The organism is Salinicola peritrichatus, assembly GCF_003206715.1.
Classification (GTDB): Bacteria; Pseudomonadota; Gammaproteobacteria; order Pseudomonadales; family Halomonadaceae; genus Salinicola; species Salinicola peritrichatus.
In genome coordinates, this window is sequence record NZ_PZJU01000055.1 from 1 (window position 1) to 13876 (window position 13876).

At 58.4% G+C, this 13876-nt stretch carries 13 protein-coding genes and 1 pseudogene; 6 read left to right on the plus strand and 8 right to left on the minus strand.

Annotated elements, in window-relative coordinates:
- From DOM57_RS22110 to DOM57_RS18335, 4 genes and pseudogenes are all read right to left on the minus strand, one after another.
- Nucleotides 1-183 (minus strand): annotated as a pseudogene (locus DOM57_RS22110) (hypothetical protein); the annotation flags it as partial.
- Complete coding sequence (locus tag DOM57_RS18325; RefSeq protein WP_110650630.1) at nucleotides 183-1229, minus strand: N-acetylneuraminate synthase family protein; 1047 nt, start codon at nucleotides 1227-1229, stop codon at nucleotides 183-185. The pseudogene DOM57_RS22110 and the gene DOM57_RS18325, both read right to left, overlap by 1 nt.
- Nucleotides 1207-1908 carry an acylneuraminate cytidylyltransferase family protein gene (locus DOM57_RS18330; RefSeq protein ID WP_110650631.1) on the minus strand — a complete coding sequence of 234 codons (702 nt, stop codon included), beginning with the start codon at nucleotides 1906-1908 and terminating at the stop codon, nucleotides 1207-1209. The genes DOM57_RS18325 and DOM57_RS18330 overlap by 23 nt, the downstream gene beginning before the upstream one ends.
- Nucleotides 1909-2392: 484 nt before the next feature.
- On the minus strand, nucleotides 2393-3529 hold the full coding sequence (locus tag DOM57_RS18335) for a glycosyltransferase family 4 protein (RefSeq protein ID WP_239496315.1): 1137 nt from the start codon (nucleotides 3527-3529) through the stop codon (nucleotides 2393-2395).
- Between the two features lie 169 nt (nucleotides 3530-3698).
- Between DOM57_RS18335 and DOM57_RS18340 the strand changes: the two genes are divergently transcribed.
- The 5 genes from DOM57_RS18340 to ddlA all read left to right on the plus strand — a co-directional run bounded on the left by DOM57_RS18340 (nucleotide 3699) and on the right by ddlA (nucleotide 9442).
- Complete coding sequence (locus DOM57_RS18340) at nucleotides 3699-4436, plus strand: 3-deoxy-D-manno-octulosonic acid kinase (protein ID WP_110650633.1); 738 nt, start codon at nucleotides 3699-3701, stop codon at nucleotides 4434-4436.
- A gap of 6 nt (nucleotides 4437-4442) precedes the next feature.
- Nucleotides 4443-6287: a DUF3413 domain-containing protein gene (locus tag DOM57_RS18345; protein WP_110650634.1), complete on the plus strand. Its 1845-nt coding sequence runs from the start codon at nucleotides 4443-4445 to the stop codon at nucleotides 6285-6287.
- A 96-nt stretch (nucleotides 6288-6383) separates the two neighbouring features.
- Nucleotides 6384-7172, plus strand: coding sequence for a glycosyltransferase family 2 protein (locus DOM57_RS18350; protein ID WP_110650635.1), 789 nt, complete (start codon nucleotides 6384-6386; stop codon nucleotides 7170-7172).
- A 16-nt stretch (nucleotides 7173-7188) separates the two neighbouring features.
- Nucleotides 7189-8250 carry a glycosyltransferase family 4 protein gene (locus tag DOM57_RS18355; protein ID WP_110650636.1) on the plus strand — a complete coding sequence of 354 codons (1062 nt, stop codon included), beginning with the start codon at nucleotides 7189-7191 and terminating at the stop codon, nucleotides 8248-8250.
- A gap of 97 nt (nucleotides 8251-8347) precedes the next feature.
- Entirely contained in the window at nucleotides 8348-9442 is a 1095-nt protein-coding gene (ddlA, locus tag DOM57_RS18360) for a D-alanine--D-alanine ligase (RefSeq protein WP_110650637.1), read from the plus strand.
- A 7-nt stretch (nucleotides 9443-9449) separates the two neighbouring features.
- On the opposite strand, the gene DOM57_RS18365 is transcribed toward ddlA, so the two are convergent.
- Entirely contained in the window at nucleotides 9450-9722 is a 273-nt protein-coding gene (locus DOM57_RS18365) for a type II toxin-antitoxin system RelE/ParE family toxin (RefSeq protein ID WP_110650638.1), read from the minus strand.
- A complete protein-coding gene (gene relB, locus DOM57_RS18370; protein ID WP_110650639.1) occupies nucleotides 9712-9900 on the minus strand; it encodes a type II toxin-antitoxin system RelB family antitoxin in 189 nt (62 codons plus the stop codon). The genes DOM57_RS18365 and relB overlap by 11 nt, the downstream gene beginning before the upstream one ends.
- A gap of 186 nt (nucleotides 9901-10086) precedes the next feature.
- On the opposite strand from relB, the gene DOM57_RS18375 reads away from it, so the two are divergent.
- Nucleotides 10087-11649 (plus strand): sulfatase-like hydrolase/transferase, encoded by a 1563-nt coding sequence (locus DOM57_RS18375; protein WP_110650640.1) that lies wholly within the window; start codon nucleotides 10087-10089, stop codon nucleotides 11647-11649.
- Nucleotides 11650-11662: 13 nt separating this feature from the next.
- Here DOM57_RS18375 and DOM57_RS18380 read toward each other — a convergent pair whose 3' ends face one another.
- Both DOM57_RS18380 and DOM57_RS18385 read right to left on the minus strand, forming a co-directional pair.
- Nucleotides 11663-12517 (minus strand): hypothetical protein, encoded by an 855-nt coding sequence (locus DOM57_RS18380; protein WP_110650642.1) that lies wholly within the window; start codon nucleotides 12515-12517, stop codon nucleotides 11663-11665.
- 213 nt (nucleotides 12518-12730) lie between these two features.
- The coding region (locus DOM57_RS18385) for a glycosyltransferase (protein WP_110650641.1) at nucleotides 12731-13876 on the minus strand (1146 nt) is incomplete at its 5' end.

Here is a 13876-nt window from a genome sequence, read left to right on the forward strand (position 1 = left end):
CGAAGTCGGGAGCTCCTGGTGAATAATGCGGGGGTAGGTATGCCCATAGCGTTTATGCATGTGCATACCTGTCACAAAAATATCGAGTATAAATTCAGATGAGGCTGCTACAGCCTGCATTAGCGGCTTGAGCTTCCCAAAGTCTGCACGCGTACCTGTTAGGAAAAGAATCCGACGTTTCATTAACCAATGTCCTCACACTTGATCTGTACATTGGCGGGAATATCCTTACATGCAGTTTTGCCCAGAAGGGATTCATATTGAGCAGCAGAAAAATCACCGCTGCCGGGACGCTTTACCCAAATATTCTCTTTACTAAAAACCTCGCCCATGCGGATAGGCCGCGTGCTCACAACGCTCGCATAGGCAAAATCAATCGTTGGTTTTTCCTCTGTAACGGGCTCCTTATCCCCCCCTCGCATAGTCTGCATACGCTTGGCGCCTTCGATCAGACTATGGCACTCATCTGGATCCATGGAACAAACTATATCAGGGCCTGGACGTGACTTACTATCGGTAAAATGACGTTCCAGAATACTTGCACCAAGCGCTACGGCACCAAGGCAAGCAAGGTTGTCAATACTATGATCAGATAGACCTACTACAGCATCTGGAAAATGGTTAGATAACGCTTCTATTCCTCCAAGGCGGATTAGATGGTCAGGCGTCGGATAGATATTAGTGCAGTGCAAAAGAGCGTAAGGTACTTTATAACGGCGTAGAATTTCTACGGCGGGCTCAATGGAAGCTAAATCATTCATGCCAGTGCTAAGAATGATAGGTTTTCCAAAACTAGCGATGTGTTCAATCAAGGGATAGTTATTACACTCCCCTGAACCTATCTTGTAAGCAGGCACATCCATGCGAGCTAACCTATCTGCTGCTGCACGGGAAAATGGCGTACTAATAAATAAAGCGCCACGTTCCTCGACATATTCCTTTAGCGCTCGCTCATCCTGTTCATTAAGTGCACAGCGCTCCATGATTTCATATATAGAAACATCTGCATTTCCAGGTATAACGTTACGCGCCTCCGAGGACATTTCATCTTCGATGACGTGAGTCTGGTGCTTGATAACCTCCGCTCCAGCGCTAATAGCTCCATCGACCATTTCTTTAGCCGTAGAGAGACTACCTTCATGATTGATGCCTATCTCTGCAATGACTAGCGGTGCATATGCATAACCTACCTTGCGTTGACCGATGCTAAATTCTGGATATACTTTCATGTCTTTCCCTCAGGATTTTTTCTGCAAGGATCAAATCTTCTTGCGCGTCGATGTCCACAGAATCTGCTTGAGACATAAAATAAGGCATTATATTTTCATGGGGGAATTTATCATTATTCTTTAGACTAGCATAGCGGAAAATATAAATTGCCCCATTTGCATAACAATATTTGGGTAGCGATTGGCGTGGACGATATGGCATGTCACTCCCATACATGCCCTCCATGTTTCCATTATTATCAATGCGATATGCTTTCATAGGGTGCGGTGAAGGCTGGTATACGCTAATTACACCATTTGCTTGCTCTGTCAAGCAAGCAGATGCTTCCTTTATATGTTCTTCGTTGCGCAGTGGCGAAGTAGGTTGCAATAGTGTGACGCAATCCAGCTTATCATTTACATCCTCCTGAAACTTGTGCACAGCATGCATGAGTGTTTCGAAACTCGAAGCTGTATCTGTGGCTAAATGACTAGGTCTTAATAAAGGCGAAGCCCCATAAAGCACAGAGGTGCTTAGTATTTCGCTATCATCACTGGAAACAATAATATTATCAAAAACGCCGCTTTTCAATGCTGCCGCGATAGTCCAAGCGATTAATGGATGCCCGTTCAGCAAAGCAAGATTCTTCCTATAAATTCCTTTAGAACCACCCCTGGCAGTAATTATCGCGACATGCATTATCCTTGACCTCGAACTAGATATACTGTTTAAAAATCAAACCGCCACCAACAGCACACAGGTAAGCCATACTCACCTTTAACTTATATTACAATATCGTTTTCAGCCATGCACGCCAATCCCATTTAAAAAAACAACAAGGAACAACCAACAAAACCAAGCGCTAAAAATTTTATTCAAACCCTAAAAAATAATTAAACACTAGGCCGGAAAATTATTATGAATAAGACCTCAATCAAAAACCATACAGCTTAAATCATGAATTATTCGGGTTTAAAAGTCCGATCAAGCTATAGTAAATATCTAACTTTTACACGCTTTGCATTACCCATAGTACGCAGAAGCAAAGAAATATAGAGCGCTTTATTTAATCTAGTCCTGCCTTTAAATATAGTACAACACCCTTGGCAGGCGACCCACATTATCACTGGCCACGCACGCTTTTCTTGCGCTATCTTTAATGAGTTTCACTCTGCAGTCATGGCTAAGTTGCCATTATAGTTGCAAAGGAAGATTTCAATTTCTCGGTCTGCTTTTGATAGGAAAAGTCAGTCACTTGAGCAGCGAGTGACTGTCCCAGTAACTTGAGATCTTCCTCATTCAGCATCCGCTCGAGACAATCCACCCAGGCATCGGTATCGCGGCTGTCGAGGATCAAGTCGCCATGGTCGGCCTCGAGCAATTCAGCGGCACCGGTGGTGGATGAGAGCAGCACCGGCGTGCCGCAGGCCATGGCCTCGAGCGAGACGCGTCCGAACTCTTCGACATGGGCCGGCAGTACGAATATGTCGAGCGCACCATAGAGTGTTTCGACATCACTGACCGTGGTGCGCCAGATGAAGCGCTCGGCAACGCCGGCCTGTTCGGCCTGGCGTTGATAGGGCGCGAAGTCGTCCTTGCCCACAACCAGAAAGCGGCAGCGGCCGGGTAGGCGCTGCTCCAGCCCGGCCGCCATCTCGACGAACCCCGCCACGTTGCGTTTGGTGAAGTTGCCGGAGGTGATCAAGCCAATCAGCTGGGTGTCGTCCCCGATCCCCAATTCGCGCCGCCGTACCGGACGCCCCGCCGTGGCCCGTTCGAAGTTGAATATCTCGGGGTCGTAGCCGGGATAGCTGATCTCGATTCGCGATTCGTCAATGCCATAGCGATCGCGGAAATCATTGGCCATCATGCGCGAATTGACCGCCACGCGACGAAACTTGCCCCCTTTCAGCACGTGATCGTGGATCGCCGCCACCTCGTGTCCAGCGGGTAAATCGCGCCCGTGGATCAACTGACTGGCAAGGTGCACGCAGTTGTGCATATAGACCACGTCCGGAGTTTCGACGTCGCCATGACTGACCAGTAGCGCCGGTCGGTGGCGTCGACACCAGGCCTGGACCCGGCGATTGAACCAGAAACGCCGGAACGGCCCCTTGAACGGCCATCGCCACAGGAGGACGAGTTCCGCGCCAAAGCGCTCGGCCAACTCGTGCCGCCCCCGCTCGGCCAGAATCACTACACGATAGCCGAGCGCCTTGAGTGCCACCGCCTGTTCGAAGGCGTTGCGGCTGGCGCCGGTGCTCTTTTCCACCTGGCGGATGGCAATGACGGCCAGAGACGCTTGCAAGTCCGAGGTCACGTGGTGGCTTCCTTGGGCATGATTTGAAAGTTCGGTAATGACGGCTCGCATATGCGGCCAGATGTGTGCCCGGTTAAAATACGGCGCTGGCGGCAGATCACGAATTTGTCGCGAGTCACGCCGTCGCTGACAATGACGGCCCCATGCGCAGGATCGGCAAAGGATCGGCATGTCTTTAGCGACGTATCATCACCATGGCGCGCACATCTTATACGATCGTGCCCATCTCGATCAGCCCGAAGGGCCTTTCCTGCCACCACCTGGCTCGGCTTGGCTCGACCCGGATGCCTGGGCCGAACGCGGTTTGGTGGTCGGTTCGGCGCCGGGGCGCGGCGCCAGCCAGTTCCTCGCCATCGATGGACAACAATGGGTACTGCGGCCATACCGCCGCGGAGGCATGGCGGCGCGCGTCAGCCAGGATCGTTATCTGTGGCTGGGCCTGGAGCGCACCCGCGCCTTCCAGGAAATGCGCTTGACCCATCATCTGTTCGAGCATGGGTTGCCGGTACCGCCTCCGGTCGCGGCCATCGTCGTGCATGACGGCCCAGCCTACCGCGCGGCACTGATCACCGAACGCCTGATGAACACAGAGGCCCTGGCCGAACGGCTGGGAACCGCGTCTTCCGAACTGCTGCGGGAGGTAGGTACGACCATTCGACGTTTCCATGACGCCGGTCTCGATCATGTCGACCTCAATGCACGCAACCTGCTGGTTTCAGCCGATCATAAGGTTTGGCTGATAGATTTCGACCGCTGCCGCCTGCGCCCGCCGGGAGCGTGGCGCCAGCGTAACCTGGCGCGTCTCAAGCGCTCCCTCGTTCGGTTCTCACCCGCCAACGCGGAATCACTATTCACCGCCATCGTCGATGGTTATCGGAACGTTCCGGCGGATCACGATAAGGTTTGACCCTGCATGCAAGACACGCTGAGGCGCCGTTGGCGCAGTACCCTGACCTTTGCCTTGTTTCAACTCCCGCTTGTCTGGCTGATTGCACTGCGCTACGTGCCCTATCTCGCGGTTCCCCATGACCCCATGGGGATCGCCTATCTGATCCTGACCTGGATTGGCCATTTTGGCATGCTGGTATTGCTCGGTTGGTTGCCGCTGGGCGTGCTGGCGCTGGTATTGAAGGCACGCTGGCTGTGGCTGCCGGCGGCCCTGTGGGCCGCTTTCGGTCTGTGTGCGCTGTTGCTGGATACCGTGGTCTACGCCCAGTACCGCTTCCACGTGAATTACTTCATGGTCTCGCTGTTCTTGAACGACAAGAATGGCGAGATCTTCAGCTTCGCGGCATCGACCTGGCTGGTGGTGATCGGCTGTGCGCTGGTGACGCTGGCACTAGAAGGCTGGCTGGCTCATCGCCTGATTGCGGGAGGGCGAGGGCGCCGCCTGCCGGTCGGCCCGGCCTGCAGCATGGTGCTGCTGACCCTGATCGGCAGCCACGCGCTGCATATCGTCGCCGACGCGCGCTACCTGCGCAGCGTGACACAGCAGGTCGGCATCTATCCACTGCTGTTCCCGGCCACCGCCAAGGATTTCATGGAGAAGCACGGCTGGCTCGACCCTCGCGCCGCCCGTGCCGCACAGGCCGATCTCGATACCAAGCAGGCACAGAACCTCGACTGGCCCAAGCACCCGCTGAGCTGCCAGGCCGATGATCCGCCCAATGTGCTGGTGGTGCTGATCGACTCCTGGCGCGCCGACGAGTACGGCCCCAAGAACACGCCCAACCTGTATGCCGCGCTGAATGAGAGCGGCCGACGCTATCTGAATCATTACAGCGGTGGCAACGCGACCCGCAACGGCACGATGAGCCTGTTCTACGGCCTGACCGGCAACTATTACGCCTATCTGGATGACACCCAGACGCCGCCGCTGTTGGTCACTCAACTGCAGAAGCAGAACTACGCCCTGGGCATCTTCTCCTCGGCCAGCCTCGATGGCGTCGGTTTCGACCGCACGATCTTTTCGTCGGTCCATCCGCTGCGCTTGAGGACGCAAGGCAGTTCCCCCGCCGATCGCGATCGGCAGATGACCGATGACTGGTTCGAGTGGCTCGGTAAACAGGAGCGGCAGGAAGACGCTCGCCCCTGGTTCGGCATGCTGTTCTACGACGCCCCGCACGGCTACGACGTGCCGGCCGACGCCGCTCAGCCTTTCCAGCCGTCGATCCAGAACATGGATTACCTGGAGCTTGGCCCCGATACCGATCCGGTGCCCTACTTCAATCGTCATCGCAACGCCGCGCACTACGACGACGCACTGCTCGGCCGGGTGATCGACGATCTCAAAGCCAAGGGCGAGTGGAGCAATACGATTGTCATCGTCACCGCCGACCATGGCCAATCGTTCAATGATTTCGGCAAGAACTACTGGGGCCACAACAGCAACTTCGCCTCGCCTCAGACTCATGTGCCGATGATCGTCAGCGGCCCCGGCGTCGAATCCGGCGAGGTCGCGGGCATGACCAGCCATCTCGACGTGGCACCGATGCTGATGCGTCACGCGCTCGGCTGCAGCAATCCGCTATCCGACTACGCCATGGGCGAAGACCTGCTGACACCCGGCATCGACCACCCCTGGGTTCAATCCAGCAGCTACATCGACTACGGCATCATCGAGCCGGACCGTATCACTGTGGTCGACGGCACCGGGCAATGGGATATCGTCGATCGTCAGCTCGACCCGATCGAGGGCGCGGAGTTCTCGCCGGCGGTGTTCGAAGCGATGCAGTGGTTCCGTCGGTTCTATCGCTAGCCGTTCTATCGCCAGGGACGCAAAGGCTACAATAGCCGCAGGCTGCGGGCTGAAACGCCCTCGGCCACCCGACATTCGACGACCCAGGATACCTCCATGGCCGCCATCACCGGCGTGGTCATCACGCTCAACGAAGCCGACAATATCGAGGCCTGCCTGGCTTCGCTCCAGCGCGTGTGCAACGAGTTGATCGTGGTCGATTCGGGCTCCCGCGACGATACCGTCGCTCGTGCCGAGCGTTTTGGCGCACGGGTGATCCATCAAGCCTATCTGGGTGACGGGCCGCAGAAGAACGTCGGCCCACGGACATCCCGTCACCGCTGGGTGCTATCGCTGGATGCCGACGAGCGTCTTACCGATGACGCCGTGGCCGCCATCCAGGCGCTCGATCTGGAGAACGGCAACCATGATGCCTACGCCCTGCGCCGGCGCAATTTCATCGGCAGCCGTTGGGTTCGCCACTGCGGCTGGTATCCCGATTATTGCGTCCGGCTTTATGACCGCGACCGCACGGGATTTTCCGACAGCCGCCAGCACGCTTCCGTCCAGGCACGAGACCCCAAGCGCCTGGATGCCGATCTGGAACACTACTCGTTCGCCAATCTGGGCGAGCTGTTCGGCAAGGCCAGCGGCCGCTTTTCCAATCGCGCGGCCAAGATCATGTATCTCAAGGGCAAGCGTGCCAATGCGCTGTCGCCATTCGTGCATGGCGCCAATGCCTTCGTGCGCAAGTATTTCTTCCAGCGCGGTTTTCTCGGCGGTCTCGATGGCGTCTCGGTGGCACTGTCGGCGGCGGTCAATGCCTATCTGAAATACGCCAAGCTGCTCGAATTCCAACGCGACGCGAAGGTCCGCGACGCGGAAGATTTCGACCAAGTCTGGTGATGACGGTGGTGAGTCGATGAGCAAGCCTCGGTTACATATCCGCCACGTCAATCTTGCCCGTGGCTTCCGTGGCGGCGAGCGCCAGACGCTGCTGTTGATCGAAGTGCTGGCCCGCCGGGGTGACGAACAGGGCGGCGTCGAACAGAGCCTGGTCTGCCGGCGCGATTCACCGATGCGTGAACGGCTGGACGGCGTCGACATTGCCCTGATCGATGCCGATCATGCGCTTGCCGGCCACGCCCAACGTCCGCGCGCGAGCCTGACCCACGCCCACGAGGCCAAGGCGGTGCACTGGGCCTGGCTGGAGCGACGCCTGCGCGGGACACCCTACCTCCTGACCCGTCGCGTGCCCCAGCCGGTCAAGGACAAGCCTTTCAATCGCCTCACCTATCGGGGCGCGGCGGCGGCCGTCGCCATCTCCTCGGTGATCGAAGCCCATCTACGTGAGCGAAACTGGTGCCCGGTGACGCGGATTCCCAGCGTGCTTTCGGGCCAGCCCAGCGATCCGGGCCGAGTCGCGGCGCTGCGCGAGCGCTTCGCCGGACGTACGGTGATCGGCCACATCGGCGCGCTGGTGGACCGCCACAAGGGTCAGCGGGTGCTGCTCGAAGCCGCGCGGGAGTTGCGCGCGAGTCACCCCGAGGTCTGCTTCCTGCTGCTGGGCGAGGGTGAGGATGAAGCGGCGCTGAAAGCCGAGAGCGCCGATCTGGATAACGTGATCTGGGAAGGCTTCCAGCCCAATGTCGGCGATTATCTCGACATCATGACCCTGTTCGCCTTTCCCTCGCGCAACGAAGGCCTGGGCTCGACGCTGCTCGATGCCATGGATCACGGCGTGCCGATCGTCGCCAGCCGGGTCGACGGCATACCCGATCTGATCGAGGACGGTGTCAGTGGCCTGCTGGTGCCGCCCGGCGACGCTGGCGCCCTGGCGAACGCCTTGCAGACGCTGCTCGACGATCCGACCAGACGCCAGGCACTGGCCGAGGCAGCGCAACGGCAGCTGGCGGGGTTCACGCCCGACGCCATGGCAGACGCCTATCTCGCGCTGTATCGTCGAATCGCCGCCATCGATTGAGAGCGGGTGGAGATACGCAATTCCGCCGAACATGGCATCATGGCGCCCAGGTAGTCGCGCCCGAGCGGCGCCAATGAACGTCAAGCGGAGCTGAACTATGAGCAAAATCCGGGTCGGTGTCGTCTGCGGCGGCAAATCGGCGGAACACGAGGTGTCCCTGCAGTCGGCCAAGAACATCGTCGACGCCCTGGACCGCGAGCGCTTCGAGGTCACCGTCATCGGCATCGACAAGCAGGGGCAGTGGCACATCAACGATGCCGCGAACTTCCTGCTCAACGCCGACGATCCGCGGCACATCGCTCTCAATCCTTCCGACGGCGACCTCGCCCTGGTGCCGGGCCGCCAGCAGTCGCAATTGATCGATGCCGAGACCGATCGGGGCACGCTGGGTCAGTTGGACGTGGTCTTTCCCATCGTTCACGGCACGCTGGGCGAGGATGGTTCGCTGCAGGGACTTTTACGCATGGCCAACCTGCCGTTCGTCGGTTCCGGCGTGCTCGGCTCGGCGGTGGGCATGGACAAGGATGTCGCCAAGCGCCTGTTGCGCGATGCCGGCATTCCGGTTGCGCCCTTCGTCACTTTGACGCGACGCAGCGCCGCCGAGACCGATTTCGAGACCCTGCGCGCCAAACTCGGTACGCCATTGTTCATCAAGCCCGCCAACCAGGGCTCCTCGGTCGGCGTCAGCCGGGTCGAGAACGCCACGGAACTTCAGGAGGCGCTCGAGTTGGCACTGGCGTTCGATCACAAGGTACTGGTCGAATCGGCGATCGTCGGTCGCGAGATCGAGTGCGCGGTGCTCGGCAACGACGAGCCGGAAGCCAGCGTGTGCGGCGAGATCGTGGTCGAGGAGGGCTTCTATTCCTATGACACGAAATATATCGACGATGGCGCCACCATCGCCGTTCCCGCCGATATCGACGCCGCCGCGAGCAAAAGGATCCGCCAACTGGCGGTGCGCGCGTTCCAGGTGTTGGAGTGCGCGGGGCTGGCGCGGGTGGATGTGTTCCTGACGCCGAGCGGCGAAGTCGTGATCAACGAAATCAATACCCTGCCGGGCTTCACCCGGATCAGCATGTATCCCAAGCTATGGCAGGCCAGCGGCCTGAGCTACCCGGCGCTGGTGACTCGATTGATCGAGCTGGCGCTGGAGCGACATGCCGCGGATAGCGCGCTGCGTAGCAGGCGGTAGCACTGGGTTAGGGGTACTTCCGGCGAGCGTGGAGTACGCGGAGCACTTCGATAGCTGTCATCCCGACGCGATATACGACAATGTAATTCGGGTGGACAACATACTCCCGTGTTCCAGCCACGCGGCCGAGCGGAAACGCAAAAGGCGCCAGGGGAAGACTCTCGACGCCTGATTCGATGGCCTTACGTAGCGCAAGCGACGCGTTAGGGTTGAATTGCTCAATGTAAGTTTGAATATCCACAAGGTCGATCTGGGCCTCGTCGGACCATTCAACCAGCATGCTGCCGTTTCCGTTCCGCGATTAGCCGGTCGACACGGGCCATGGCCTCGTCATGTGGCAAGCGCGGCTTATCGCTTTCCAGCGCTTCCTGCACCTTGGCGCGAAACCAACGATCATAGCTGTCGGCTTGCTCTTGCGTCTCGAACTCCGAGACGATGGGGTCCAGTTGAGTGCTCATGATATATCCTCCTCAATCGTTACTAGTCTAATCGGGATATTCCAATATGTCGTCCTGAACCCTCGCTTCGATCTGATTGTCCTAGAATCGTCATGGTAAAGTCATAATGACTCGTCATTTGGCGCCCGGAGTCGGCGCTCCGAGTCGAAACCACAGGAACCAGACGTTCACGGATCGAAGCACGTCATGACCATCTCTCGCAACACCAAACGTTGGTGTGCACTTACTTACATCGGCCTCTGTATCGGCTATGCCATCATGGTGGTCTGGGTGCTGCCATGGTGGACCCCCGGTCTCGCCGCCCTTATCTGGCTGGCACTGGGCTACGGGTTTCATTGGGGTCATCCCAGGCAGCGCGCCACACAACGCAAGGCGCTACCGTGGTCGCTGCTGCCGCTACTATTGTGGTGGGTCTACATCTATCTCGATGACAGCTTCGGCCAGCTCGACCTGGGTGCGGTGATCTTCCATCTGCAGGCGGGTATCGAGGAGAACGGCAGCACCGACCGTCAGATCGCCGGTGTCGTCTATGCCTTGGCCGCGATCGTAATGCTGGCCGCAGTGACCTGGCTGGTACGCGCCGATCATCGCTGGCGGCTGTGGGAGCGCGTCCTGAGCCTGTTTCTGCTCGCTTTCAATCCGCTGTTGTTCGGTCTCTCGCTACGCGGCGCCTCGGTGATCGACGATGACGCATCCTGGCTCAACGACCATTACCAGCCGCCCGAAATCATGGCGTCACCCAGCCGCCCGCTTAACCTGATCTATCTTTACATGGAGAGCACCGAGCGCACCTATGCCGATACCGAGCGCTTCGGTGATGCCTACGAGGACCTGGCCAAGCTGGGACAGCGCGGCGTCGTGTTTCACGGCGTCAAGCAGCTCGACAATACCGGCTGGACCATGGCCGGCATGGTGGCCAGCCAGTGCGGCGTGCCGCTGATTCCGGCGGGGCTGATGCACGACAATCAGTTCGAACCACTGTCGGACGTGCTGCCGGGCGTCGACTGCCTGGGCGACCTTTTGCAGGAGCGCGGCTATCACCTCACCTACATGGGCGGTGCCAGCACCCGGTTCGCCGGCAAGGCGAAGTTCTATCGGGGGCATGGCTTCGATACCGTGCTTGGCCGCGATGAGCTGGAAGACAAGGCTCCCGAAGGCTATATCAACGACTGGGGACTCTACGACGACACGCTGTTCGATCTGGCCGAGAAACACATTCGCAAGCTGCATGACAGCGAGCAGCCTTACGCTTTCTTCGGCCTGACCCTGGCGGCTCATCCACCGTTCGGCAATCCGTCGCAGTCGTGCATCGACAATCAGGGACCGTTCGACGGCACCGATATTCTCTACTCGGTCAAATGCACCGGCTGGCTGGTGAAAAACTTCATCGACCGGTTGGATGCCGAAGGCCTGCTCGACAACACCTTGATCGTCGTCGCCAGCGATCATCTGTCGATGAAGAATTCAGCATGGGAGGATCTGATCGCCGAAGAACGCGAAAATACTCTGATAATGCTGGGAAACGATCTGCACGCCCGGGTCATCGAGCGTCCGGCCAGCATGATCGATGTGATGCCGACGGTGCTGGAGGCAATGGGTTATACCATTCCCGATCACCGTGCGGGGCTCGGCGTATCGCTGTTTTCGCCATCGCCAACGCTGGTCGAGCGTTACTCGCTGGAAGAGATGAATCGTCGCCTGCGCGACGAGAATCGGCTGCAGGAACGGCTCTGGAACGGGGTCAACTGACCTGTAACGGGGATCAAGTGGATAGGTGAGAGTCGAGGCCGGCATAACGCGGCGCCGGCCACTCGAACGGTCGCTGGTCCGTTACGGGATCGAGGTCACCGGGAAGGCTTGCCGGGACACAGCTTGGCAGCGCATCGGTCAGGCGCGTCAACGCCTCCGTACCGCGCGTACCCTGCACCACCCGATCCCACCATTGGCGATGCACCGCGCGTACTCGCACCGGAATCGACGGCAGGCCCAAACGCTGAGCCATCGCCAGGCGATGCAGCCCACGATTGATCTTGAGCAGATGGCCATCACGGGTCACGGCAACGCCGAGGTCATCCTTGCCCAACTCGGCATTGAAGCCGTGGCTTGCCATGTCGTCGAGAAAGCCGAGATAGGTACGCAGGTAGGCGAGAATCTTCTCTTCCGAATCAAGCAGAATGCCCTGCTGGTAGGAAGACCAGGGATGGCCGGACTCCAGTCGCGAACGGTACTGACGAAAGCGCTCGGTGCGGGTCAAATCGTCGCGATGTTCGTCCAGATCACTGATGAAACGATAGCGAGAACCGAAGCGTAGATCACCACGGCTGCGATCCCAATCACCATCCCAGATAAAGGCCGAAGAAGACGGCTTCCTACCGCCAACCCCTTTGGCATTGAAATCGCGAATCAGAAGGCGTGGATCGACGTCAACGACGAGCGATGCCTCCATGCGCGCCTCCACCGAACGGCGCGGCAACCCCCAGGCCTCGATCCGAGTGGCACCCGCTCGGCCACGACACCAGCGACGATACAGCAACTCTTCCAAAGGCATGCCGATGCCGCGCTGAAAGGCGTTACGAATGCCTGCCTGCCACCGCGCCCGGCGTATACCCCATTTCATGCGGGGATCGAGCAAGTCGCGAAATGCCATATCCTCGGCGGGTAGCCGGGGTGGAGGAAATGACTGGAAGGCACGCACCATGGCCAACTCACATGATCGAGACAATAAAAAGCGCAATTATGAAACGCTGTTCGCAAAGTGTAGCATATCGATAAGCATGCTACGCAATCATTCCTTGAACCGCGCCGTCTCGAGTATTCATCCAAGGAATGCTTAGGTCGTTGGCAATGCAAGAAACTGCTGCATGATATGAGTGTCACGGAAGCGCTCGGTCAACTCGGGATCGGCTTCCAGCGATGGTGGTTGGGCCAAACCTTCGCGGATTTTGGCTGCCAGGCCCGAAATTGAATTCTCGGCAATCAAGCGGGCCTGATCGTGGATTAGCACATTGCGCACGCCGCCAGGGCAATCGACGGCCACACAAGGCGTGCCGCAGATCATGCTCTCTGCCAACACGATGCCGAAGGCTTCGCTACGTGAGCTCAGCACGAATAGACGGGCATGTTTCATCCACGGGTAGGGATTGGGTCGGCTGCCAATGAAATGGATACGATCTCGTGCTCCCAACTCGTCGGCCAGCTTCTCAAGGCTTTCACGCTTGGGGCCGTCACCGACGATTACCAGGTCCTCTTCGATCTTCGACTCGAGATAGGCGCGAATCAGCCACTCCTGCCGTTTGACGTCCGAGAGCCGCGAAACGTGGACGATATAGGGCTTTGGCGACAGTTCGACCGACTCGTCGGCCTGACGACGGATAGCATCGATATCGCAGGGATTCATAATGGTTGCCCAGCGCTTAGGGCGGATACCGTGATGGCCAAGCTGTTTCTCGAGCTGCTCGCGCACATTGGGCGTATTGCAGACTACCTGCTTGCCCTCATAAAGCTTGCGTAGATAGAACCCCTTGAGGCGGCCACCATAGTCGCCGGGCCAGGAAACGGTGACCTGCCAGAGCCGCGAATCGTGCCACGACCAGACAGTTTCGAAGGCTCCCTGACCCCGCATGATAATACGGTCGACCGGCCCGTGATCGCGTTCGAGCCTCTCCACGAATCGCTTAAGGTAGCCGCCACCGTATAAGCCGCGCCACAGGAAACCGGAGCCTGGCAACAGCGGCTTCAATAGCGCCCGGGTCACCAAGTCGTAGAGCAGCCCGATCCCTGTTTTGCGAAATGCCTTGTCGAAGTCCACACGGTGAACGGTAACGCTTTCATCCGGCAACAGCTCATGCCCCCCTTTCAGCACCAGGACATGCACTTCGTGGCCCTCGCGAGCGAGAACGTTGGCGAGATTGACGGTTACGCGCTCTATGCCGCCAATACTCAGCTTGCGTACGACCAGTAGTACTCGTTGGGTCAT